This is a genomic window from Pseudomonas sp. NPDC089741, assembly GCF_044748825.1.
GTDB lineage: Bacteria > Pseudomonadota > Gammaproteobacteria > Pseudomonadales > Pseudomonadaceae > Aquipseudomonas > Aquipseudomonas helmanticensis.
The window spans coordinates 1-23,901 of sequence record NZ_JBIVGT010000029.1 but is presented as its reverse complement, the minus strand read 5'-3'; the positions used below and the strand labels follow the sequence as shown (position 1 = coordinate 23,901).

The following is a 23,901-nucleotide window of genomic DNA, read 5'->3' as shown; positions in this document are numbered from 1 at the left end:
CTCCAAAAGAATCAGTTAGCTGCGCCTCTCGCCGTCTTGTTTTTATTGTGCGTGAGTCGATTCGTCTTATTTTTATTGTCTTGTGCATTGCTTGTTATTGTTCTTGTACCAAACATATAGCAGGGGTCGTGCCAACTTTTGCGAAACCCAGTAAAACAAAGGGTTAGGTCGATATAACCGTTTTCTCGGGGCGAAAAAAAGCCGGGGTTTCGTTACCGATAACCCCGGCTTCTGTTACGTGAATCGACTGAGGTAACAGTTTTTTCACATCTTCAAGCGTTACCCGCACACTCGACAGGTAACGTTCAGCTCTCGCTGGCGACCCCGGTCTTGCGCCGTGGGATGCCCAGGCGCTGACGGCGTTCCCACAGACATTTGCGGCTGACACCCAGTTTGCGCGCCAGTTCGGTCTCGGTCATGTGGTCCTGATGTTCGAGGACGAAGTGCTGGAAGTAGTCTTCCAGCGACAGGTCTTCGGTCGGCTCATGGCTGCTGCTGGCGTTACCCGCCGTTTGTGGCGGCAGACCGATGAACTCGTCGTCTTCCAGATCGCTCAGCTCGATGTCGATGCCCAGCAGCTCGGCCGAGATTTCCGGGCTTTCGCTGAGAATCACCGCGCGCTCGACGGCGTTCTCCAGCTCACGCACGTTACCTGGCCAGGAATAATGACGGATGGCCTGTTCGGCATCCGCAGCAAATTTCAGGTCGGTACGGTTGATGCGTGCGCTCTGGCGAGCGAGGAAAGCCGTGGCAATTTCGTTGACGTCGGCACCGCGCTCGCGCAGCGCAGGCAGTTTCAGGGCGATCACGTGCAGGCGGTAATAAAGGTCTTCACGGAACTGGCCGATTTTCGCCAGGCTTTTCAGGTCCCGGTGGGTGGCCGCAATCAGGCGCACATCGACTTTCTGCGATTGCACTGAACCAACCCGGCGAATTTCGCCTTCCTGCAACACGCGCAGCAGGCGGGCCTGAGCTTCCAGTGGCAGTTCGCCGATTTCGTCGAGGAACAAGGTGCCGCCATCCGCCGCTTCGACCAGACCCGCGCGCCCGGCGCTGGCGCCAGTGAACGCGCCTTTTTCGTGGCCGAACAGTTCGGATTCGATCAGGCTTTCCGGGATGGCCGCGCAGTTCACCGAAATCATCGGTGCCTTGGCGCGTTTCGACAGATTGTGCAGGGCACGGGCCACCAGTTCCTTACCGGTACCGGACTCGCCCTGGATCAACACATTGGAATCGGTCGGTGCGACTTTGCGGATCTTGCTGTACAGGTCCTGCATGGGTGGACAGGAACCGATGATGCCGATCTCGCCGTTACTGTTGTCGACGGCGGATTTGCCGCTGCCATTGGCCGATTTGCTGGCAACCGCTTCGCCGGCAGCCGGAGCCGACTGGCGATCACGCAGGATCCGTGCAACGGCCTGAAGCATTTCATCGTGGTCGAAAGGCTTGGCGATGTAGTCCACCGCGCCCATCTTCATCGAGTCGACCGCTGAACGCAGGCTGGCGTAACTGGTCATGATCAGCACCGGCGTGCCCTGGCCAAGCTTGATCAGCTCGGTGCCCGGAGCGCCCGGCAAACGCAGATCGCTGACGATCAGATCGAACGTAGGAATGGTGAAGCGTTCTTGTGCTTCCTGCACTGAACCGGCTTCGCTGACCTGGTACTGGTTACGTTCCAGCAGGCGGCGCAAGGCGGAGCGGATAATTGTTTCGTCTTCGACGATCAAAATGTGCGGCATTGATTCGATACTCTCGACGGTCTCAGTTCACAGCGGACGTCGCTTCGACATGACGCGGTAAGGTCACCCGGATACGGGTGCCGCGTTGGCTTTGTACATCAGCCGGGCTGTCGATGGTGATTTGTCCATAATGCTCTTCAACGATGGAATAGACCAGTGCAAGGCCCAGACCGGTGCCTTCGCCAGGATCCTTGGTGGTGAAGAAGGGTTCGAACAATCTGTCCATGATGTTCTTCGGAATACCGCTGCCTTCGTCTTCAACGATCAGATCGACCGTGTGTTCGCCGGCTTCGCTCTTGACCCGTACCGCACTGTGCGGCGGCGAGGCGTCGCGGGCGTTGGAGAGCAGATTGATCAAGACCTGGGCGAGTCGCTGCGGATCGCCTTCGACCCAGTGATCGGGATCGCAGAGGTTGTAGAACTGCACTTCGAAATTGCGTCGGTTCAGCGCCAGCAGCCCGATGGCATCCTGGGCCACTTCGGCCAGACAGACGGGCTCGTCACTGTGCTGATGGCTACCCGCGTGGGCAAAACTCATCAGCGACTGAACGATGCGCGATATGCGTTTGGTCTGTTCGAGAATCTGGCCGCTGATTTCCGTCAGCTCGTCGTCTTCTTCGCGCTCTTCGCGCAGGTTTTGCGCCAGACAGGCGATGCCGGTGACCGGGTTGCCGATTTCATGAGCTACGCCCGCCGCAAGTCGACCGATGCTGGCCAGACGTTCGGAGTGCACCAGTTTGTCTTCGAGCATCTGCGTTTCGGTCAAATCCTCGACCAGTAACACCAGACCGCTGTTACCCGGTGCCAACGGCTCATCGATCGCCGCTTTGTGCAGGTTGAGCCAGCGCGTCTGGCCGTCGAGGGCCAAGTGTTGTTTGTGCAAATGCTCGTCGGGCAGGTTGATGAAGCCTTGCAGCAATTCTTTCCACGGCTCGCCAATGGTGCTCAAGCGCGAACCGACCACGCGTTGCGCGGCGATGCCGGTGAGTTCTTCCATGGCCTTGTTCCACATCAGGATCTCTTGATCCTTGGCCAGCGAGCAGACGCCCATCGGCAGTTCCTGCAAGGTCTGGCGGTGGTAACGGCGCAGGGCATCGAGTTCGGCAGCCAGTCCTGTGAGGCGCGAGTGGTAATCCTCGAGGCGGCTTTCGATGAAGTGGATGTCTTCGGTCACATAGTTTTCACCGCCAGCCTTGTACGGCAGGAAGGTTTCGACCATGTCCTGCGCCACGCTCGGGCCCATCAGGCCTGAGAGGTTGGCTTCGATGCGGTCGCGCAAACGGCGCAGGGCATACGGGCGGCGTTCGTCGAAGGGCAGATAAAGGTCGCGCAGCGCTTGCTCGACTTCTTTCTGCGCCGCCTTGGCGCCCAGCGGTTTGGCCAGTTGTGTGGCGAATTCCTGCGGCGAGGCGGCGTGCAGTTCGCGACGTTGCGGGCGACGGACGTTATCTACCGCGCAGGCCTCGGCGGCACTGGCCTCTTCCGGGCTGGCATTGGTGAACAGCGAGATCAGCGTGAACATCAAGACGTTGGCGGCGAGCGAGGCGATTGCGGCCATGTGCCAACTGGTGTCGTCGAGCACGTAAATCATGTTCAGCAGCGGGATGTAGAACCCCTGCAGATTGCCGACCAGCGGCAACAACATGGTCACCACCCAGACCAGAATCCCCGCCAGCAGACCGGCGATAAAGCCGCGACGGTTGGCGGTCGGCCAGTACAACACCGACAACACCCCAGGGAGGAATTGCAGGGTCGCCACAAATGCGACGATGCCGAGGTTGGCCAGATCCTGCTCGGCGCCGAGCATCAGATAGAAACCGAAGCCGGCCATGATGATCGCGACGATCAGTGCGCGGCGCGTCCACTTCAGCCAGCGGTAGATGTTGCCTTCGGCCGGCGGCTGATAAAGCGGCAGCACCAGATGGTTCAGCGCCATTCCCGATAGCGCCAGCGTGGTGACGATAATCAAGCCGCTGGCTGCCGATAAACCGCCGACATAGGCGAGCAATGCCAGCGGTTTACTGTTAGCGGCAATACCGATACCGAGGGTGAAATATTCCGGGTTGGTCGTGGCGCCGAGCTTGAGGCCGGCCCAGAGAATCAGTGGCACTGCCAGGCTCATCAGCAGCAGGAACAGCGGCAAACCCCAACTTGCGCTGACCAGCGAGCGCGGGTTGAGGTTTTCGGTAAACGTCATGTGATACATGTGCGGCATCACGATCGCCGAAGCGAAGAACACCAACAGCAGCGTGCGCCACGGGCCTTCCTGCAATGGCGTGTGCAGCGCAGCAAGGGCGGTCTGGTTTTGCAGCAGCCACACCTCAAGTTGCTGCGGGCCGTCGAACACGCCGTACAAGGCATAGAGGCCGACGCCGCCGAGGGCGACCAGTTTGATCACCGACTCAAAGGCAATCGCGAACACCAGGCCTTCGTGTTTCTCGCGAGTTGCGATGTGGCGGGAGCCAAAGAAAATCGTGAACAGGATGATCAGCGCACAGAACGCCAGCGCCACGCGGCTCTGCACCGGCTCGCCAGTGAGGATGCCAATGGAATCGGCGACCGCTTGAATCTGCAACGCCAGCAACGGCAACACGCCAATCAGCATGAAGATCGTGGTCAGTGCGCCGGCCCAGGTACTGCGGAAACGAAAGGCAAACAGATCCGCCAGCGACGACAGTTGATAGGTGCGGGTGATCTTCAGAATTGGATAGAGCAGCACCGGCGCCAATAGAAACGCGCCGGACACACCGAGGTAACTGGAGAGAAAACCGTAGCCGTACTGATATGCCAGGCCGACCGTGCCGTAGAACGCCCACGCACTGGCGTAAACCCCCAGCGACAGGGTGTAGGTCAGCGGGTGACGAATGATCGCGCGCGGGATCATGCCCCGTTCGCTGACCCAGGCAACGCCGAACAGCGTCGCCAGGTACGCGGCGCTGATCAGGATCATCTGGGTCAGACTAAAGCTCATCGGCATCTTTTTGGCTCTGCAGGATGAAGGTCACGACTATGAGGATCAGCCAAAGCAGATAGGGGCGATACCAGGCGCCCGTAGCGTCGATCCACCAATCCATGATGGCGGGGGAAAACAGGTAGATCCCCACGACTAAAAGCAGGACCAAGCGATAGATGTACATCCCGGCCTCTCTTTTTTATGCGCGTGCCCGAAAACGTGCGGCGATGGTAACGGATGGGCGCGCGACTGCAAGTGTCGTCATAGCAGTTGCGCCTCGGGCAGGGTCAGTGTGCGCGGGATCTTGCTGGCATCCCAGTGCGCGCTGCCCCAGTTGAGCAACTCTTGAGGTGAGGCGTGGGCCAGTTCGGCGCCAGGGTTTTGCCCCAGAGCGCGCAGGGCTCGTAGTAACAACGGTGTGGCCTGATCGGCTTCAAGCGGCGGCGAACGGTAGGACTTGCCGAGTTTGTTGCCGTCCGGCTGGGTAATCAGCGGCAAGTGCAGGTATCGCGGCTGGCGCATGCCGAGCAGTTCTTGCAGGTAGAGCTGGCGCGGTGTCGAGTCGAGCAGGTCGGCGCCACGGACGATATCGGTAATGCCTTGCCAGGCATCGTCGAGCACCACGGCCAATTGATAGGCGTAGAGGCCGTCGCGCCGGCGGATGACGAAATCGCCGACGTCGCGACCGAGGTGTTGACGGTACTCGCCCTGCACGCGGTCGATGAAGTGGTATTCCAGCTCCGGCACGCGCAGGCGGATTGCCGCGTCTTGTTGATCGTGGCCGGCATTGCGGCACAGGCCAGGATAAATGCCGTTGTACGCTTCGAGCTGTTTGCGCGAGCAGGTGCACGCGTAGGCCAGGCCATGATTGAACAGGCTGTTGAGCACGTCGGCGTAAGCGTCATGCCGATCGCTCTGGCGCACCATGTCGCCATCCCATTCGAAGCCATAGCTTTCCAGCGCCTTGAGGATCGCGGCTTGCGCTCCGGGTTCTTCACGGGGCGGATCGAGATCTTCCATGCGCACCAGCCAGCGACCGCCGACCGAACGGGCGTCGAGGTAGGAGGCGAGGGCGGCAACCAGCGAACCGAAGTGCAGGTGGCCACTGGGGGTTGGGGCGAAGCGGCCGATGTAGGCGGGGGATGTCTTGGCAGTCATGGAAACGAAGCTACTTTTCAGGCTATACGCAGGTCAACCTGTGGGAGCGAGCCTGCTCGCGAAAGCGTGGTGTCAGACGATCAAATGTTGAATGACACAGCGCTTTCGCGAGCAGGCTCGCTCCCACAAGAGCCAATGGCAAACGTCAGAAACAAAAACGGAGCGTTCGCACGCTCCGTTTTTCGTTCAGGTCGAGGTTACTTGCCGACCTGCTTTTCCTTGATTTCCGCCAGGGTCTTGCAGTCGACGCACATGTCGGCCGTAGGGCGTGCTTCGAGGCGCTTTACACCGATCTCGACGCCGCACGAATCACACCAACCGTACTCTTCGTCTTCGATCAGTTGCAGCGTCTTGTCGATTTTCTTGATCAGCTTGCGCTCGCGGTCGCGGGCGCGCAGCTCAAGGGCGAACTCTTCTTCCTGGCTGGCACGATCGGCCGGGTCAGGGAAGTTGGCTGCTTCGTCCTTCATGTGGTCAACGGTGCGGTCGACTTCCTGCATCAACTCCTGTTTCCACTTGTTCAGGACCTTGGTGAAGTGCGCGCGCATCGGGGCGCCCATGTACTCTTCACCTTTCGCCGGAACATAAGGTTCGAAACCGCTGATCGTCTGATTCTGCTGTTGCTTTGCTTGGGTGGGCATGAAATGGACCGCCTCTACTCTTGTAATCCATTGCGCAGGATTGCTCCATCACCGACACCTGCCGGCCCTGCGGCTGCAAGCGGGCGAACTTACCAGATCAATTCGGCCTGCGCTACTCCCGGATGTCGAGGCCCCGGCGGGTGGCGCTTGCAAATGTTTGGCAAGCCGTGTCTGGTGGTGTTGAAGACCTGTTCAATCACTGATTTTAGTCAATCCTGGAGCGTACGCTCGTATCGTTACAGTCCAGCGTTCTTGAGGCTGTGACCGCTGCGGGTTCTCGCTCGTTCCGGCAGATGGGTAGAATCGTCTCTTTTTTCCCGTCGAAGGAAAGCCAATGGCTCAGCCCTACAGTGCGCGCAGTCGTGCGATCGAACCGTTCCATGTGATGGCGCTGCTGGCGCGGGCCAATGAATTGCAGGCTGAAGGCCATGATGTGATCCACCTGGAAATCGGCGAACCGGATTTCACCACGGCCGAGCCGATCATTCGTGCAGGGCAGGCGGCGCTGACGGCGGGCAAGACCCGTTACACCGCAGCGCGCGGGATTCCCGAGCTGCGCGAAGCCATTGCCGGGTTTTATCAATCGCGATATGGCCTGAACATCGATCCACGGCGGATTCTGATCACCCCGGGCGGCTCCGGCGCGCTGCTGCTGGCCAGCGCTTTGCTGGTCGATCCCGGCAAACACTGGCTGCTGGCGGATCCGGGTTACCCGTGCAACCGGCACTTCCTGCGGCTGGTCGAAGGCGCGGCGCAGCTTGTTCCTGTAGGGCCGGACGTGCGTTACCAACTGACCCCGGATCTGGTCGCGCGACATTGGGATCACGACAGCGTCGGCGCACTGGTCGCATCGCCGGCCAACCCGACCGGTACGATCCTGACCCGCGATGAACTGGCTGGGTTATCCACAGCCATCAAGGCCAGACACGGGCATTTGGTGGTGGATGAGATCTATCACGGCCTGACTTACGGTACCGATGCCGCCAGCGTGCTGGAAGTCGATGACAGCGCTTTTGTGTTGAACAGTTTCTCAAAATACTTTGGCATGACCGGCTGGCGTCTTGGTTGGCTGGTAGCGCCTGATGCTGCGGTCAGCGAGCTGGAAAAACTCGCGCAAAACCTCTACATCAGTGCCCCGAGCATGGCGCAATACGCGGCACTGGCCTGCTTCGAAGCAGACACCATCGCCATTCTGGAAGAGCGCCGCGCCGAGTTCGGCCGTCGTCGCGACTTCCTGCTGCCGGCATTGCGCGAGCTCGGTTTCAACATCGCCGTTGAACCCGAAGGCGCCTTCTACCTTTACGCCGATATCAGCCAGTTCGGCGGCGATGCCTTCGCGTTCTGCCGGCATTTCCTCGAAACCGAGCATGTCGCGTTTACCCCGGGACTCGACTTCGGTCGCTATCAGGCCAGCCATCATGTGCGGTTTGCTTACACGCAAAACCTCCCTCGCTTACAGGAAGCGGTGGAGCGCATCGCGCGTGGCTTGAAGAGCTGGCACGGCTGATGCGCTTTTATCCTCCTCTTGAAGAAGCGCGACTGATTCGTCGTTACAAGCGTTTTCTCGCCGATATCGAAACCGTTAGCGGCGAGTTGCTGACCATTCACTGCCCAAACACTGGCTCGATGCTCAACTGTCAGGTCGAGGGCGGGCAGGTCTGGTTCAGTCGCTCCAATGACCCCAAACGCAAGTTGCCCGGCACTTGGGAAATCGGCGAAACCCCGCAAGGACGGCTGTTTTGTGTGAACACCGGGCGCGCCAACGGCTTGGTCGAAGAGGCCTTGCAGGCTGGCGTGATCACCGAATTAAACGGGTTTACCGCGTTGAAGCGTGAAGTCGCTTACGGGCAGGAAAAAAGCCGTATCGATTTCCGTCTCGAATACCCGAGCGGCCCGGCTTATGTCGAAGTGAAAAGCGTCACCTTGGGCTTCGATGGTACGGCCGTGGCGGCATTTCCCGATGCGGTGACCCAGCGCGGCGCCAAGCATTTGCGCGAGCTGGCGCATCTGGCGCGAGACGGGATTCGCGCGGTGCAGTTGTATTGCGTCAATCTGAGTGGGATCGAAGCGGTGCGTCCTGCGAGGGAAATCGATTTGGCCTACGCAGACGCACTGCTTGAGGCGGTCGCTTGTGGCGTCGAGGTGCTAGCGTACGGCGTGCGCTTGAGCCATGAAGAGATGGTCATCGACCGGCGCCTCGACGTATTGCTCAACGGTTAAACATCGATCCACAGGCCTTGCGCGTCTTCGCGGCACGGGATAGCGGTGAGGGCTTGTCCGGCGCAAGGTCCGGCAACGCATTCGCCGTCCTCGATGAGAAACAGTGCGCCGTGGGTGGCGCACTGGATCAGGCTGTTGCTCGGGTCGAGAAACTGGTCGGGTTGCCATTCCAGCCCGACACCCCGGTGCGGGCAGCGATTGAGGTAGACATAGGCCTGGCCGCTGCGGCGCACGGCGAACAGCTTGTTGCCGTCGATCTCGAAACCACGGCTTTTCGCTTCGGCCAGATCGGTGCCTGCGCAGAGAAACTTCATGACTATCCTCTAGTGTCGGCTCGTGTCTGGATATGTCCGAGCTTGACGTTTAAATGCAAACAATTATCAAATGGCGGCCTTCGTCCGCAGGGCGGCTGGCAGATGTCGAGGATACTTGGCCTGTCATCCCGATGCCCGGGAAAAACCATGTTCAAGGAAGCTTTGTATGCGCCTGAGTACTCGCGTTGCTGTGCTGTGTGTCGCACTTTTGCTCAGCCACCAGGCTGCAGCGGCTGATTTGCCGCAACGCTGGGTCAGTGCCGGCGGCGCATTGTCAGAGTGGGTCAGCGCCTTGGGTGGCGAGTCGAAACTGGTTGGCGTCGATACCACCAGCCAGCATCCGCAGTCATTGAAGGCACTGCCGAGCATTGGTTATCAGCGCAGCCTTTCCGCTGAGGGCATTCTCAGTCTGCGCCCGGACATCCTGATCGGCACCGAAGAAATGGGTCCGCCTCCAGTGCTTGCGCAGGTAAAAGCGGCGAAGGTTCAGGTCGAGTTGTTCTCGGCCCAGCCGGATCTGCCGACGCTGGAGAAGAATGTCACTCATCTGGGCCAATTGCTGGGCGCCGAGCCACAGGCTGCGCAACTGCTGCAAAGTTATCAACAGCAACTCGATGCGCAGAAGTCGCGTGTCGCGCAAGCTCAGGTCAAACAGAAAGCGCCGGGCGTGTTGCTGTTGCTCGGTCATGCCGGTGGCAAGCCATTGATCGCGGGCAAGGACACCGCCGCCGACTGGCTGCTGCAACAGGCCGGCGGACACAACCTTGCCACCCATACCGGCTATAAGCCGTTTTCCGTGGAGTCCCTCGCCAGCCTCGATCCTGAGGTGCTGGTATTCGCTGACCGTGCGTTGACCGGTGAGGCGGCGAAAGCTGCGCTGTTCAAGGAAAACCCGATTCTCAATTCAAGCCGCGCCGCCAAGACCGGGCGCGTGCTGGAGCTGGACCCGACGCTGCTGGTCGGTGGCCTCGGTCCGCGTCTGCCGACAGCGCTGAAAACCCTGTCTGACGGTTTCTATCCGGCCAAGAGCGGCCAATGACCACATTGGTAAAACCCCGTGGCTTGTTCATCGGCCTGACGCTCCTGTGTTTGCTGGCGATCTGGCTGTCACTGGCGTTGGGGCCGGTCAGCCTGCCGTTGCTCGATACGTTGCGCGCGGGATTGCGCATGCTCGGTGTGCCACTGGCGCCAGAGGGTCTGGAGCAGGCTGAGCTGATTCTCGGGCAGATTCGTCTGCCGCGTACTTTGCTCGGGCTGGCGGTCGGCGGTGTGTTGGCCTTGTCTGGCGTGGCGATGCAAGGCCTGTTTCGTAATCCGCTGGCGGATCCGGGGCTGGTCGGTGTTTCCAGCGGTGCGGCGTTGGGGGCGGCGATTGCGATTGTCGGCGGATCGTTTTTTGGTGGTTTGCCGGAATGGTTCGGGCCCTATCTGTTGTCGGTCTGCGCGTTTCTCGGCGGCCTCGGGGTGACGGCGCTGGTCTATCGACTCGGTCGACGCAACGGCCAGACCAACGTCGCGACCATGTTGCTGGCGGGGATTGCCCTGACGGCGCTGGCCAGCTCAGCGGTGGGGCTGTTCACTTATCTGGCGGATGACGCGACGTTACGCACGCTGACGTTCTGGAACCTGGGCAGCCTCAATGGCGCCAGTTATGCGCGGTTGTGGCCATTGTTGATCATCAGTGCTGGCGTGGCGCTGTGGTTACCGCGTCGGGCCAAGGCACTGAATGCCTTGCTGCTCGGTGAGTCGGAGGCCGGGCACCTGGGCATCGACGTCGAGCGGCTCAAGCGTGAATTGGTGTTCTGCACCGCGCTGGGTGTCGGCGCGGCGGTGGCAGCGGCGGGCATGATCGGTTTCGTTGGCCTGGTGGTGCCGCATCTGGTGCGTTTGCTGGCCGGTCCTGATCATCGGGTGTTGCTGCCGGCATCGGTGCTGGCCGGGGCGAGCCTGTTGCTGCTCGCCGATCTGGTCGCGCGTCTGGCGCTGGCGCCGGCGGAGTTACCGATCGGTATTGTCACGGCATTTATCGGTGCACCGTTCTTTCTTTATCTGCTGCTACGAGGGCGTGCCTGATGTTGCGAACGCACAATCTGCACATCCAGCGTGGGCGCAAAACGGTACTCAGTGGCGTCACCCTGCAACTTGAGCCGGGCGAGGTGCTGGGCGTGTTGGGGCCGAACGGTGCTGGCAAAAGCACGTTGCTCGGGGCGCTGTGCGGTGAACTGAGCGCCAGCGAGGGCGAGGTCTCGCTCGACGGCGAGGCGCTGAATCACTGGACGGGCACACAACGCGCTCAACGTCTGGCGGTACTGCCGCAGGTGTCGACCCTGGACTTCGCCTTTCGCGTTGAAGAAGTCGTCGGCATGGGCCGCTTGCCGTATCAAAGCGGCCGGGTGCGCGATGAGGAAATTGTCGCCGCAGCACTGGCCGCGGCGGATGCCGGGCATCTGAGCGGCCGCAGTTATCTGGCGTTGTCCGGCGGCGAGCGCCAGCGTGTGCATCTGGCGCGGGTGCTGGCACAGCTCTGGCCGGGTCAGGCCGGGCAAACCTTGTTGCTGGATGAACCGACGTCGATGCTCGACCCGCTGCATCAGCACACAACCTTGCAGGCCGTGCGCGAGTTTGCCGATCGCGGGGCGGCGGTGCTGGTGATCCTGCATGATTTGAATCTGGCGGCGCGTTATTGTGATCGGGTGTTGCTGCTTGAGGGTGGGCGTCCGGTGGCGCTGGATACCCCCGAGCAAGTCTTGCGGCCGGACTCGCTGAAAGCGGTGTTCGGTCTTGAAGTATTGGTGCAGCCGCACCCGGAGCGTGGGCATCCGCTGATCATCGCCCGTTGATTTCCCCGTCGAGGTGAGTGCATGCGTGGGCTGTGGCTGTTGGCGTTGGTGGTGCTTGCGGGGTGTCAGCACGTTGTTGCGCCGCCGCCCGTCAATGGCGAGATTCGCGATTTGCGCAGTGGTCAGTTGCTGACGGCGCAGGAACTGATCGACCGGCTCGCTGCGCCTGAACGGCTGATCATTGGCGAGCAGCACGACAACGCCGATCATCACGCCGTGCAGTTATGGTTATTGCAGTCGCTGGGTGAAAGGCGACCGCAGGGCAGCCTGTCGCTGGAAATGCTCACGCCGGATCAGCAACCCAACGTCGATGCCCAGCGCCAGTCGGCCTCGCCCGCCGCTGATCTTCCTGCGGCATTGGCCTGGCAGGACGGTTGGGACTGGAACCTCTATGGGCCAATCGTCCGTTTCGCCCTTGCACAACCTTATCCACTGCTGGCGGCCAATCTGGATGACGGCGAAATCCGCGCCGTTTACCGCAAGCCGCCTGGGTTAAGTGGTGAGCGCAGTAACGCCGATTCGGTGAAGACGACGTTACTGGAACAAATCAGCGATTCCCACTGTGGTCTGCTGCCCAAGTCGCAAATGCCGGCAATGCTCGCCGTTCAGCAACAGCGCGATCGGCGTATGGCACAGCGTTTGTTGGCTGCGCCGACGCCAGCCATGTTGCTGGCCGGCGCTTGGCATGCGCGCAAGGATGTCGGGGTGCCGGTGCACTTGCTGGATTTGGGCGCTGCTCAGGCACCCACAGTGTTGATGCTGGCGGAGCAGGGCAGCGAGATGACGGCGGCGATGGCCGATTACGTCTGGTACACACCCGCGACGCCGAAGCAGGATTACTGCAAGCAGATGCGCAAACAATTCGGCAAATGACTTTTCCACAGGCAAAAAAAGACCCGGTAAAAAACCGGGTCAAATAACCGTGATTAGCCTGATGAGGAGATAATCTGAGAGTCCGAACCAAGGGCTTTTCAGAATATCGACTGATCTCGCGACCAGTTGTGATAATCATAGCGATTCTCATTACCGAGTCAACAACTGATTCTGCATTTATTTGATTTAGTCTGTGGAATGGCCGGAACGCCCCGAAAACAAAGGGCTGCGCGCTAGCCCTTGGCGGTCGTCAATTGAGTGATCTGTTTGTTGAGCTGGCCGATACGCCGCGCCATGCTCTCGATCAGGCTGTGCGCGATCTTCGGATTTGAGCGAGTCATGCTCAAAAATTGATCGCCGGGAATCAGCATTACCGTGCTCGGCTCGCGAGTGATTACCGTGGCGTTGCGCGGCTCGCCAGTGAATACCGCCATGGCGCCGAAAATCTCGTCCTTGGGCACATCGCCAACCTTTTGCCCATCGACAAATGCCTCGGCATGCCCGTCGATGATCACAAACACATGATCGGCGGCGTCCCCCTGCTGGATCAGTACCTCTCCCGCCTCGACCCGCTTGAAGCCGTTGGTGCTGCGAAACTCTCGCGGCTTCAGCTCCGCCACGGCGTGGGCGAGGATCGCCATTTGCCCCAGCAGGTATTCAAGGAATTGATCCGCTCGGGAAGAATCAGCAAACAGGTGCTGGAAAAACTGATTGCGCCGGTAGGGTTGCAAGCGCAATGGCCCGTCACTGCACAAGCGGCAGTCGCCCCAGTCATCACCCTGCTGGAGGCCGATCAAATCACCTTCCTGCCAATAAAACAGTGGCCGCGCGCCGATGCAGCCGTTGATCACGCCTTCGCTGAGCAGAAACAATTGGTCGTCTGGCAACTGCGCGAGCAGGTCATCCGTTGCCTGCAGTTCGACAGTCGGCCCGCAGGGCGCCAAGCCTTCGAGCCATTGCCCAGGCAAACTCTGCAAGCGATTGATCAGTGCGTCGGCGTGCGCCGATTGTTCCCCCAGTAAATACATGACGGTCTATGCCCGTTCAGTTCTTGTGGCGCGAGGAGATGGCTTCGAGCTGTTTGTTCAGGGCGTCCTTGCGTTCGGCGGGGATGTCGTTCCAGTGCACATCCATCAACGCGCCCTCAATCGCATACAGCAACACCTTCGATGCGCGAAACCCGCGGGTACGCACGGCCCGGTAGGCGTCCACCGCGCCCAGGCGACGCAAGTCCGAGGCGCTGTGGATGCCCACGGCATGCAGCCATTGCGCCGACGTCTTGCCAAGATTCTTCAGGTGTTGCAGTTCATCATTCATCAAGCCTCCTTGCGACGGCCGAATGGTGCGTGGGCGAGCTTCTCAGGAGTGTAGCCATCAGTAGGAAAAGCGTGGTTGTTTGGTCGGATTCGACGCAAATGCTTCTAAGAAAGGGCGCTAGAACGGCCTGCGAACGCAGAAAGGGAGGGGGCACAATTGAATGTAGGAGTGAGCCTGCTCGCGATAGCGGACTGGCAGGCACACCTGTGTTGAATGTTAGACCGCTATCGCGAGCAGGCTCACTCCTACAGGGGAGGCGTTGTGTCAGGGAGCAGTGAGACGATCAACGAGTACGATAACGCAGGCGCGTACCGAAATTCATCGACATCAGAATCTCGTCGGCACTCAGCTCCGGCGGGAAGTACGCACCGGAAATCTGTGCGTGCGCGAGGCTTGCACCTTCCAGCGATGCATTGCGGAAATCGATGCCACGCAGATCGGCAGATCGGAAGTACGCGTCCCGGAAATCCACGCCATCGGCGTTCAGTTCACGCAGATCCAGACCACGAAAATCGCCGCCGACCATGTCGATCGGGCCATCCTGTGGGCGCTCTTTGTTGAAACCTGTGATGTCGTCTTTGTGCAGCAAGGCATATAGCGGGGTGTCGAGAAGTTTCGGCTGGCTCATGTCATATCACCGTTGGTTTTATGACGCCAGTATAGTGCCACTATTTGACGGCCGTGAAGCAAGCGAGGGCTTCACGGCCGAAATAGTTTCTTACAGGCCTGGCAGGCGCTGACGGATCTGCGCGACCACGGTGTCCAGCGTGCCGGATTCATTGGTCTGCACGCGTTTGCTGCGCAGAATTTCTTCCGGCGTCAGCGCTTCGCGATTGGCCTGTTGTGCTTCGATCACGGCCAGGGTGGCGTCGGACGGATCCTGTTTATCGGCCTGACGAATCGCCAGCCAGCTCTCGATCACCGCTTGCGGCGCATTGCAGTCAAGAATCAGGAAAGGCGTGCCGGTGGCTTCAGCGATTTTCGCTGCGCTGTCACGCTGCTCGCGTTTGAGATAAGTCGCATCGATCACCACCGGGAAACCGGCGTGCAGGATCACTTCAGCGATTCCGTGCAGGCGGGCGTAGGTCGCAACGCTGGCATCAGCGCTATAAATGCCGGCCTGCACATTGTTGGCAACGGTCTGCTCGCCGAACAGGCGCTTGCGTTCAACGTCGGAACGCAGGCGAATCGCGCCCAGCGCTTCAACCAGACGCATGGCCACGCGGCTCTTGCCGACAGCGGAAACACCGTGGGTGATAGCCATGAAGCGCGAAGGAATGGTGCTGTAGCTTTCCGCCAGGTTGGCGTAGTTGCGGTACTGGCGCAGGGTGGTGGCGCGCTGCACCGGGGTCGCGTCTGCCGGCATGCTGAACAGCGCAACCTTGGCGCGAACCAGTGCGCGGTAGGCTTTATAGAAGTTCAGCACCTCCAGGCCTTGATAGTCGCCGGTCAGCTCCAGGTACTGGCTGATCAAACGACGCGCGAGGGATTTCAGGCCACGGTCTTCGAGGTCCATCGCGAGGAAACCGGTGTCGGCCCAGACGTCAGTGAAGCGGAACGGTTCGTTGAATTCGATGCAGTCGAAGATCACCACTTTACCGTCAATGACGGTGGCGTTGCCCAAGTGGATGTCGCCGTGGCACTCACGGGTAAAGCCTTCGGTCTTGCGTTGAGCGAACAGTGGTTTTAGACGCTCGAAGCTGCTTTCGGCCCAGGCCTTCAGTGCGTTGAGTTGCAGCAGATCGTTCTTGTCGCTGAGGAACGGCAGGATCTGCTCGAAGTTTTGCGAAACTGGCGCCATCACGCTGTCCGGGGTGCCAGCGTCGTGTTCGGCTGGGACTTTGGGGGCTGTGAGGTGGAAGCGGGCGATCTGCTCGGCCATTTCGTCGATGTGCTGTGTGGTCAGCTCGCCATTCGCTTGCAGGGTGCTGAGCATCCCGGTCTGTGGGAACTGGCGCATTTTCAGCACGTATTCGATGGCCGGGCCGTCGCCGTTCAGTTGCGGTGCCTCGACGCTGCCGGTGACGGGCAACACTTCCAGATACAAATCGTCGGTCAGGCGTTGGTTCAGGCGCAGCTCTTCAGCGCAAAAATGTGCGCGCGCGTCGAGACCGGTGAAGTCGAGGAAGCCGAAATTCACTGGCTTCTTCACTTTATAGGCAAAGGGGCCGGTGAGGATCACCCAGGAAATATGGGTTTCGATGACCTGGAACCCTTCGACAGGGTGCGGATAGAGGGCCGGGTTTTGCAGGGCAGCGATCAGTGATTGGCTCACGGGCGATCCTTCAGAGACGGGGGAAATTCGAGGCGGCCATTATGGCCGCTCGCCAGCCTTACGCAAACCTCGGAGCGCTCCTGTTGAGTATGAATAAAGTGCGTATAATCCGCCGCCATGACTCGAACCCGATCTCCCCGTACCAAGAAAAAACCACCTTCCAAGGGCCTGAGCCCGTGGTTGAGCTGGGCCATTAAACTCAGTCTGGTCGGCCTTGTGGTGCTGGCCGGCTTCGCCGTTTACCTCGATGCCGTGGTGCAGGAGAAGTTCTCCGGCAAGCGCTGGACCATCCCGGCCAAGGTCTACGCGCGCCCGCTCGAGCTGTTCGTCGGACAAAAGCTCAGCAAGGAAGATTTCCTCACCGAACTCGATGCCCTTGGCTATCGCCGCGAAGCCGTGAGCAACGGCCCCGGCGCCGCAGCCGTCAGCGGCAATACTGTCGACTTGAACACCCGTGGCTTCCAGTTCTATGAAGGTCTGGAGAAACCGCAACCGGTGCGCGTGCGTTTCTCCGGCGATTATGTGGCTGAACTGTCGGCGACCAACGGTTCGAAATTGTCCGTGGTCCGTCTCGAGCCGCTGATGATCGGCGGGATTTATCCGAAGAACCTGGAAGACCGAATCCTGATCAAGATCGACCAAGTGCCGCCGTACCTGCTCGAAACCCTGGTCGCTGTGGAAGATCGCGATTTCTACAGCCATTGGGGTGTGTCGCCGAAATCGATTGCCCGGGCAGTCTGGGTCAACACTTCTGGCGGCAAGATGACTCAGGGCGGCAGTACGCTGACCCAGCAGTTGGTGAAAAACTTCTACCTGACCAGCGAACGCAGCCTGACCCGCAAGCTCACTGAAGCGATGATGGCGCTGTTGCTGGAGCTGCATTACGACAAGAAGGAAATCCTTGAGGCGTACCTCAATGAAGTCTTTGTCGGTCAGGACGGCCAGCGCGCGGTGCACGGTTTCGGCTTGGCCAGCCAGTTCTTCTTCGGTCAGCCGTTGTCCGAACTGAAGTTGCATCAAGTTGCGCTGTTGGTCGGCATGGTCAAAGGCCCGTCCTATTACAATCCGCGTCGCAACCCCGAGCGTGCACTGGAACGTCGTAACCTGGTGCTCGACGTGCTTGAGCAACAAGGCGTTGCGACTGCCGAGCAAGTGGCCGCTGCGAAGAACATGCCGCTGGGCGTGACCACTCGCGGCAAACTGGCCGACAGCTCGTTCCCGGGCTTTATCGATCTGGTCAAACGTCAGCTGCGTGAAGATTATCGCGACGAAGACTTGACCGAAGAAGGCCTGCGCATCTTCACCAGTTTCGATCCGATCCTGCAGATGAAAGCCGAGGCGTCGGTCAACGATACCTTCAAGCGTCTGTCGGGGCGCAAGGGTTCCGATGACGTCGAAGCGGCAATGGTCGTGACCAATCCGGAAACCGGCGAAGTGCAGGCGATGATCGGCAGCCGTCAGGCCAGTTACGCCGGGTTCAACCGGGCACTGGATGCCGTGCGGCCGGTCGGCTCGTTGATCAAGCCCGCGGTTTATCTGACGGCGCTGGAAAAACCGAGTCAGTACACGCTGACCAGTTGGCTGTCGGACGATCCGTTGTCGGTCAAAGGCGCGAACGGCCAGGTGTGGAAACCGCAGAACTATGACCGTCGCTCCCACGGCACCGTGTTCCTTTATCAGGGGCTGGCGCATTCCTACAACCTGTCGACCTCGCGTCTTGGCCTGGAAGTCGGCGTGCCGAACGTGCTCAAGACCTTGAGTCGGCTGGGCGTGACGCGTGAGTTTCCGGCGTTCCCGTCGATGTTGCTCGGTGCGGGCGGCATGACTCCTATCGAAGTCGCGACCATGTACCAGACGCTGGCCAACGGCGGTTTCAATACGCCGATGCGCGGAATTCGCAGCGTGCTGACCGCCGAGGGTGAGCCGCTCAAGCGTTATCCGTTCCAGATTGAACAGCGCTTCGACCCTGCGTCTATCTACCTGATCCAGAACGCCATGCAGCGCGTGATGCGTGAAGGTACCGGCAGCTCGGTTTACAACGTGTTGCCCAAGACTCTGACGCTGGCCGGCAAGACCGGTACCAGTAACGATTCCCGCGACAGCTGGTTTGCCGGTTTCAGCCAGGATCTGCTGGCAGTGGTGTGGCTGGGGCGCGACGACAACGGCAAGACGCCGTTCACCGGTGCGACCGGTGCGCTGCAGGTCTGGACCAGTTTCATGCGCAAGGCCGATCCGCTGCCGCTGGACATGCCGCAGCCGGATAACGTCGTACAGGCGTGGGTCGATTCGCGTACCGGGCAGGGCTCCGATGCCAACTGCCCCGGAGCGGTGCAGATGCCGTATATTCGCGGCAGCGAACCGCCACCCGGCGCCTCGTGTGCAGGTGAAACACCTGCCTCCGGCGAATCGGTGATGGATTGGGTCAAGGGCTGGATGAATTAAGCAAAGAGGGTTTCAAGTGAACAAGTGGTTGATTCCAGCGGTGACCGCCGTGGCTTTGCTCAGCGGCTGCTCTACCGTACAGCATGGTTCGATTCCGGTGGTTGACTCCGGGACTGCGGTGTCCAACAGCGAGCGCATTTCGGCCAATGGCGGTTTCCGTCAAACGACCGTGAAACGTCCTGTGCAGGGCCAGACTCAGGCGATCCCGCAAGGCGATACCGGTGTGGTGGTGATGGTGCCGGGTGGTGGCGCCGCCGTGTCGACGCCGATCAGCTCTTCGCCAATCGTGCCGGGTCCGGCGTCCGGTGGTATCACGCCGGGGCCGTATAACCCTTCGGCAGTTGAGTCGGCACCGATCAACTCCGGCAGCTACAGCATGCCGTCGACGCCGAGCGGCATTCCTTCGGCGAGCAGTGGCGGTGGTCTGTCGGCCGACGAGCAACTGGACGGTCCGGTGCTTGCCTTGCTGACGACGGCTCAGCAGCAACAGGCCGGTGGCGACCTTAACGGTGCATCCTCCAGTCTAGAGCGCGCCCAGCGTGTGGCGCCGCGTGAGCCGCAAGTGCTTTATCGTCTGGCGCAGGTGCGCATGGCCCAAGGTGATGCGCCGCAAGCCGAACAGTTCGCTCGTCGTGCGCTGACCATGGCCAACGGTCGTCCGGACCTGCAAGCCAATCTGTGGGAAATCATTGCCCAGTCCCGTGAGAAACAAGGCGATTCCGCCGGCGCTGCTCAGGCCCGTCAGAAGGCCAAGGTTTCGCTGTGATGGATGCTCGTTTCCCGAAAATCGCCGATCAGCTGTTGCTGATCGAGCGTGAACTGCGCACTCAGGGTTGGTGGGACGACGTTCAGCCGTCGGCCGAAGCGTTGAGCAGTGTCGAGCCGTTTTCGGTCGATACGCTCGACTTCGAGCAGTGGCTGCAATGGATCTTCCTGCCGAAGATGAAATACATCCTTGAGGAGGATCTGCCGTTGCCGAATGCTTCGGGCATTCAGGAAATGGCCGAAATGGTCTTCGCCCAGCGTAACCTGGGTGGCAAGGATCGTCAGCTTCAGGTGCTGCTCAAAGAGTTCGACCTGCTGATCACCGCCTCGCGCTAAACCGATCCTTTGCGGGCTGGCACCGCCTCAATCCTTTTTACGGCGGGCACCGGATAACTGTAGGAGCTGTCGCAGGCTGCGATCTTTTGATCCTGTTTTTAAAGCAAGATCAACAGATCGCAGCCTTCGGCAGCTCCTACATTGGTGTCTACTCGCAATTCTGTGCGATCTGTTTCTGCGCCTCGACGATGCGCTCCTGACGCTGCGCATCATCCAGCCGGCGTAACTGTCCCTCTACTTCCTCCCTCAATCGCGGATTGTTCTGCAATTGCGCAAGGTTGGTCCGTGCCTGCTCGCAAAACTGCTTGAGCTGCGTCTGTTGATCAGCCACCTGTTTCTTCACCTTGTCATCGATAGCCTTCTGATCACCGAGCGCACCGCTGCCCGGCATTGCCGCAGGTTTCGGCGGGGGCGAGGAGGGCGTCTGCACGGTAGTGGATGATTGGCCCGCTGGTGGCTGCGCATCGAAGTGCGTGACCCCTTGGGCATCGACCCATTTGTAGATTTGAGCGGCCATGCACCATGGGCTGAGGCCGATCAGCAGAGTGAGAAGGAGCGTTCGCATGCTGATTCCTTGGCAAAATTGCGCAATTGACACTAACAGAGTAGCGGTTTTCAGGTTTTTTCTTGCGTTCTCATGTGCTTACCCACAATTAACCACACAGACGACTTGACTTGGAGAGGGCGAAACAGAAGAATCCAAAGTCCGCTGTAGAGGGACTGCCAGAAGCAGACCCACTCGGTAGATCATGAGGCGCACATCCGCGCCGACCTGTTACACCCGCAACGCGTTACCTCGCGCTGGGTGGGAAAGGCCCGCAACACTTGGGACGATCCCAATACTTGCTCAGTCAGTGCTGACGTAGTCGGCGACCACCGTCGCTCATGCTCTGCCGAGAAGTAAACCTATTAAGACCCGCCCCTTTTTTGTGGACGGTATTCTGGCGTTTTAGAGGTGAACAACGTGGAGCTTTTATCTGGCGGTGAGATGCTCGTCCGCTTTTTGCGTGACGAAGGCGTCAAATATATCTACGGGTACCCGGGTGGTGCTCTCCTGCATGTTTACGATGCCCTGTTCAAAGAACCGGAAGTGAATCACATCCTGGTTCGTCACGAACAAGCGGCAACCCATATGGCTGACGGCTATGCCCGTGCCACCGGTAAAGCCGGCGTGGTATTGGTGACTTCCGGTCCAGGCGCCACAAACGCCATCACCGGTATTGCCACGGCCTATATGGACTCGATTCCAATGGTGATCATTTCCGGTCAGGTGCCAAGCACCATGGTCGGCACCGACGCGTTCCAGGAAACCGACATGATCGGTATTTCCCGGCCGATCGTGAAGCACAGCGTCATGATCAAACACGCTTCGGCACTCCCGGACGTCCTGCAGACGGCCGTCTCCCTGGCGGCCTCCGGTCGTCCGGGCCCGGTCGTGGTCGATATCCCGAAAGACATGACCAACCCGGCCGAGAAGTTCGAATACATCTTCCCGAAGAAAGCCAAGCTGCGTTCCTACAGCCCGGCCGTTCGCGGTCACTCCGGGCAAATCCGCAAGGCGGCAGAAATGCTCCTGGCGGCCAAGCGCCCGGTCATGTACTCCGGTGGCGGCGTGATTCTCGGCAACGGTTCCGCACCGCTGACCGAACTGGCGAAAATGCTCAACCTGCCAGTGACCAACACCTTGATGGGCCTCGGCGGTTTCCCTGGTACTGATCGTCAGTTCATCGGCATGCTCGGCATGCACGGCAGCTACACCGCCAACCTGGCGATGCACCACGCTGACGTGATCCTGGCGGTCGGCGCGCGTTTTGACGATCGCGTGATCAATGGCCCGGCGAAGTTCTGCCCGAACGCCAAGATCATTCACATCGACATCGATCCGGCTTCGATTTCCAAGACCATCAAGGCCGACGTGCCTATCGTTGGTCCGGTCGAGAGCGTCCTGACCGAAATGGTTGCGATCCTCAAGGAAATCGGCGAGACCCCGAACAAGGAGTCCGTGGCCAGTTGGTGGAAGCAGGTTGATGAATGGCGTGGTGATCGCGGCCTGTTCCCTTACGAAAAGGGCGACGGCAGCGTGATCAAGCCGCAGACCGTGATCGAAACCCTCTGCGAAGTGACCAAGGGCGATGCCTACATCACTTCCGACGTGGGCCAGCATCAGATGTTCGCTGCGCAGTACTACACGTTCAACAAGCCGAATCGCTGGATCAACTCCGGTGGCCTGGGCACCATGGGCTTCGGTTTCCCGGCGGCCATGGGTATCAAGTTGAGCTTCCCGGATGACGACGTTGCCTGCGTCACCGGCGAAGGCAGTATCCAGATGAACATCCAGGAACTGTCGACCTGCCTGCAATATGGCTTGCCAGTGAAAATCGTCATCTTGAACAACGGTGTTCTGGGGATGGTTCGTCAGTGGCAGGACATGAGCTACGGCAGCCGTCACTCGCACTCCTACATGGAATCGCTGCCTGACTTCGTCAAGCTGGCTGAAGCCTACGGCCACGTCGGCGTACGCATCACCGAATCGAAAGATCTGAAGTCGAAGATGGCAGAAGCGTTCGCCATGAAGGATCGCCTGGTGATCATCGACGTTTCGGTCGACACCAGCGAGCACGTCTATCCGATGCAGATCAAAGACGGCTCGATGCGCGACATGTGGCTGAGCAAGACGGAGCGTACTTAATCATGCGGCACATTATTTCCTTGCTTCTGGAAAACGAACCCGGCGCTTTGTCTCGCGTAGTCGGCCTGTTCTCGCAGCGCAACTACAACATCGAAAGCCTGACCGTGGCCCCGACCGAAGACCCGACCCTGTCGCGTCTGACGCTGACCACCGTTGGCCACGATGAAGTCATCGAGCAGATCACCAAAAACCTGAACAAGCTGATCGAAGTGGTCAAGCTGGTGGACCTGTCGGAAAGCGCTCACATCGAGCGCGAACTGATGCTGGTCAAGGTCAAGGCCACTGGCGCCCAGCGCGCCGAGATCAAACGCACCACCGATATTTACCGTGGACAGATCGTCGATGTCAGTGCCAGCGTGTATACCGTTCAATTGACCGGTACCAGCGACAAGCTCGACAGCTTCATTCAGTCCATCGGCACCGCATCGATTCTGGAAACCGTCCGCAGCGGCGTGACCGGCATTGCCCGCGGCGACAAAGTACTCAGCATCTAAACCAAATTAGTGAATGGCCTGAACGGCCTGGATATATAGGGGAATTTCATGAAAGTTTATTACGAAAAAGACTGCGACCTGTCGATCATCCAGGGCAAGAAAGTTGCCATCATCGGTTACGGTTCCCAGGGCCACGCCCAAGCGTGCAACCTGAAAGACTCCGGCGTTGACGTTACTGTTGGTCTGCGTAAAGGTTCGGCCACCGTTGCCAAAGCTGAAGCTCACGGCCTGAAAGTGACCGACGTTGCTTCCGCCGTTGCTGCTGCCGACCTGGTCATGATCCTGACTCCGGACGAGTTCCAGTCTGCTCTGTACAAGAACGAAATCGAGCCGAACATCAAGAAAGGCGCCACCCTGGCCTTCTCCCACGGCTTCGCGATCCACTACAACCAGGTTGTTCCGCGTGCCGACCTCGACGTGATCATGATCGCGCCGAAAGCTCCGGGCCACACCGTACGTTCCGAGTTCGTCAAGGGCGGCGGTATCCCTGACCTGATCGCGATCTACCAGGACGCCTCGGGCAACGCCAAAAACGTTGCACTGTCCTACGCTGCTGGCGTTGGTGGCGGTCGTACCGGCATCATCGAAACCACCTTCAAGGACGAGACTGAAACCGACCTGTTCGGCGAACAAGCCGTTCTGTGCGGCGGTACCGTTGAACTGGTTAAAGCCGGTTTCGAAACCCTGGTTGAAGCTGGCTACGCGCCGGAAATGGCCTACTTCGAATGCCTGCACGAACTGAAGCTGATCGTTGACCTCATGTACGAAGGCGGTATCGCCAACATGAACTACTCGATCTCCCACAACGCCGAAGACGGGGCGTACGTGACTGGCCCGGAAGTGAT

The 23,901-nt window shown here is 59.7% G+C and carries 23 protein-coding genes; 12 read left to right on the top strand and 11 right to left on the bottom strand.

Annotation, left to right across the window (positions count from 1 at the left end; genetic code table 11):
* Positions 1–305: 305 nt before the first annotated feature.
* The 5 genes from ACIPZE_RS22340 to dksA all read right to left on the bottom strand — a co-directional run bounded on the left by ACIPZE_RS22340 (position 306) and on the right by dksA (position 6,491).
* Complete coding sequence (locus tag ACIPZE_RS22340; RefSeq protein WP_283438695.1) at positions 306–1,739, bottom strand: sigma-54 dependent transcriptional regulator; 1,434 nt, start codon at positions 1,737–1,739, stop codon at positions 306–308.
* 22 nt (positions 1,740–1,761) lie between these two features.
* Positions 1,762–4,716: a sensor histidine kinase gene (locus ACIPZE_RS22335; protein WP_283438694.1), complete on the bottom strand. Its 2,955-nt coding sequence runs from the start codon at positions 4,714–4,716 to the stop codon at positions 1,762–1,764.
* Positions 4,700–4,876, bottom strand: coding sequence for a hypothetical protein (locus tag ACIPZE_RS22330; protein ID WP_003176118.1), 177 nt, complete (start codon positions 4,874–4,876; stop codon positions 4,700–4,702). The genes ACIPZE_RS22335 and ACIPZE_RS22330 overlap by 17 nt, the downstream gene beginning before the upstream one ends.
* A 77-nt stretch (positions 4,877–4,953) precedes the next feature.
* The gene (gluQRS, locus tag ACIPZE_RS22325; RefSeq protein WP_283438693.1) at positions 4,954–5,850 is read right to left on the bottom strand and encodes a tRNA glutamyl-Q(34) synthetase GluQRS; all 897 of its coding nucleotides are present in this window, start codon (positions 5,848–5,850) and stop codon (positions 4,954–4,956) included.
* Between the two features lie 197 nt (positions 5,851–6,047).
* Positions 6,048–6,491 carry an RNA polymerase-binding protein DksA gene (gene dksA / locus ACIPZE_RS22320; RefSeq protein ID WP_008080850.1) on the bottom strand — a complete coding sequence of 148 codons (444 nt, stop codon included), beginning with the start codon at positions 6,489–6,491 and terminating at the stop codon, positions 6,048–6,050.
* Between the two features lie 334 nt (positions 6,492–6,825).
* On the opposite strand from dksA, the gene ACIPZE_RS22315 reads away from it, so the two are divergent.
* On the top strand, positions 6,826–7,998 hold the full coding sequence (locus ACIPZE_RS22315; protein ID WP_400775326.1) for a pyridoxal phosphate-dependent aminotransferase: 1,173 nt from the start codon (positions 6,826–6,828) through the stop codon (positions 7,996–7,998).
* Positions 7,998–8,711, top strand: a complete 714-nt coding sequence (gene sfsA / locus ACIPZE_RS22310) for a DNA/RNA nuclease SfsA (protein ID WP_400775324.1) — start codon at positions 7,998–8,000, stop codon at positions 8,709–8,711. The genes ACIPZE_RS22315 and sfsA overlap by 1 nt, the downstream gene beginning before the upstream one ends.
* On the opposite strand, the gene ACIPZE_RS22305 is transcribed toward sfsA, so the two are convergent.
* Positions 8,708–9,025 (bottom strand): Rieske (2Fe-2S) protein, encoded by a 318-nt coding sequence (locus ACIPZE_RS22305; protein ID WP_400775321.1) that lies wholly within the window; start codon positions 9,023–9,025, stop codon positions 8,708–8,710. The genes sfsA and ACIPZE_RS22305 overlap by 4 nt on opposite strands.
* A gap of 166 nt (positions 9,026–9,191) precedes the next feature.
* Here ACIPZE_RS22305 and ACIPZE_RS22300 point away from each other — a divergent pair, with 166 nt between their 5' ends.
* From ACIPZE_RS22300 to ACIPZE_RS22285, 4 genes are read left to right on the top strand one after another with little or no spacing between them, the layout of a single operon-like run.
* A complete protein-coding gene (locus ACIPZE_RS22300) occupies positions 9,192–10,064 on the top strand; it encodes a hemin ABC transporter substrate-binding protein (RefSeq protein WP_129395534.1) in 873 nt (290 codons plus the stop codon).
* A gap of 50 nt (positions 10,065–10,114) precedes the next feature.
* Complete coding sequence (locus ACIPZE_RS22295) at positions 10,115–11,098, top strand: iron ABC transporter permease (protein ID WP_283439467.1); 984 nt, start codon at positions 10,115–10,117, stop codon at positions 11,096–11,098.
* Positions 11,098–11,865, top strand: a complete 768-nt coding sequence (locus tag ACIPZE_RS22290) for a heme ABC transporter ATP-binding protein (protein ID WP_400775318.1) — start codon at positions 11,098–11,100, stop codon at positions 11,863–11,865. Before ACIPZE_RS22295 ends, ACIPZE_RS22290 begins: the two co-directional genes overlap by 1 nt.
* A gap of 21 nt (positions 11,866–11,886) precedes the next feature.
* Positions 11,887–12,738, top strand: coding sequence for a ChaN family lipoprotein (locus ACIPZE_RS22285; RefSeq protein WP_283438687.1), 852 nt, complete (start codon positions 11,887–11,889; stop codon positions 12,736–12,738).
* Positions 12,739–12,971: 233 nt separating this feature from the next.
* On the opposite strand, the gene ACIPZE_RS22280 is transcribed toward ACIPZE_RS22285, so the two are convergent.
* The 4 genes from ACIPZE_RS22280 to ACIPZE_RS22265 all read right to left on the bottom strand — a co-directional run bounded on the left by ACIPZE_RS22280 (position 12,972) and on the right by ACIPZE_RS22265 (position 16,330).
* Complete coding sequence (locus tag ACIPZE_RS22280; RefSeq protein ID WP_283438686.1) at positions 12,972–13,766, bottom strand: Crp/Fnr family transcriptional regulator; 795 nt, start codon at positions 13,764–13,766, stop codon at positions 12,972–12,974.
* Positions 13,767–13,782: 16 nt separating this feature from the next.
* The gene (locus tag ACIPZE_RS22275) at positions 13,783–14,055 is read right to left on the bottom strand and encodes a TfoX/Sxy family protein (protein WP_003228231.1); all 273 of its coding nucleotides are present in this window, start codon (positions 14,053–14,055) and stop codon (positions 13,783–13,785) included.
* 283 nt (positions 14,056–14,338) lie between these two features.
* The gene (locus tag ACIPZE_RS22270; protein WP_007909940.1) at positions 14,339–14,683 is read right to left on the bottom strand and encodes a pentapeptide repeat-containing protein; all 345 of its coding nucleotides are present in this window, start codon (positions 14,681–14,683) and stop codon (positions 14,339–14,341) included.
* Positions 14,684–14,773: 90 nt separating this feature from the next.
* Entirely contained in the window at positions 14,774–16,330 is a 1,557-nt protein-coding gene (locus ACIPZE_RS22265; RefSeq protein ID WP_400775314.1) for an AAA family ATPase, read from the bottom strand.
* A gap of 117 nt (positions 16,331–16,447) precedes the next feature.
* On the opposite strand from ACIPZE_RS22265, the gene mrcB reads away from it, so the two are divergent.
* From mrcB to ACIPZE_RS22250, 3 genes are read left to right on the top strand one after another with little or no spacing between them, the layout of a single operon-like run.
* Positions 16,448–18,772, top strand: a complete 2,325-nt coding sequence (gene mrcB / locus ACIPZE_RS22260; protein WP_283438684.1) for a penicillin-binding protein 1B — start codon at positions 16,448–16,450, stop codon at positions 18,770–18,772.
* A 16-nt stretch (positions 18,773–18,788) separates the two neighbouring features.
* Positions 18,789–19,538 carry a hypothetical protein gene (locus ACIPZE_RS22255; protein ID WP_400775311.1) on the top strand — a complete coding sequence of 250 codons (750 nt, stop codon included), beginning with the start codon at positions 18,789–18,791 and terminating at the stop codon, positions 19,536–19,538.
* Positions 19,538–19,873, top strand: coding sequence for a YqcC family protein (locus tag ACIPZE_RS22250; RefSeq protein ID WP_400775308.1), 336 nt, complete (start codon positions 19,538–19,540; stop codon positions 19,871–19,873). Before ACIPZE_RS22255 ends, ACIPZE_RS22250 begins: the two co-directional genes overlap by 1 nt.
* Before the next feature lie 148 nt (positions 19,874–20,021).
* On the opposite strand, the gene ACIPZE_RS22245 is transcribed toward ACIPZE_RS22250, so the two are convergent.
* Positions 20,022–20,438 carry a DUF4124 domain-containing protein gene (locus ACIPZE_RS22245; RefSeq protein WP_283438682.1) on the bottom strand — a complete coding sequence of 139 codons (417 nt, stop codon included), beginning with the start codon at positions 20,436–20,438 and terminating at the stop codon, positions 20,022–20,024.
* Positions 20,439–20,837: 399 nt separating this feature from the next.
* Between ACIPZE_RS22245 and ACIPZE_RS22240 the strand changes: the two genes are divergently transcribed.
* From ACIPZE_RS22240 to ilvC, 3 genes are all read left to right on the top strand, one after another.
* Positions 20,838–22,562, top strand: a complete 1,725-nt coding sequence (locus ACIPZE_RS22240) for an acetolactate synthase 3 large subunit (RefSeq protein ID WP_400775306.1) — start codon at positions 20,838–20,840, stop codon at positions 22,560–22,562.
* A gap of 2 nt (positions 22,563–22,564) precedes the next feature.
* Complete coding sequence (gene ilvN / locus ACIPZE_RS22235) at positions 22,565–23,056, top strand: acetolactate synthase small subunit (protein WP_003176102.1); 492 nt, start codon at positions 22,565–22,567, stop codon at positions 23,054–23,056.
* A 48-nt stretch (positions 23,057–23,104) separates the two neighbouring features.
* On the top strand, positions 23,105–23,901 hold a 797-nt coding region (gene ilvC / locus ACIPZE_RS22230), incomplete at its 3' end, for a ketol-acid reductoisomerase (protein ID WP_400775302.1).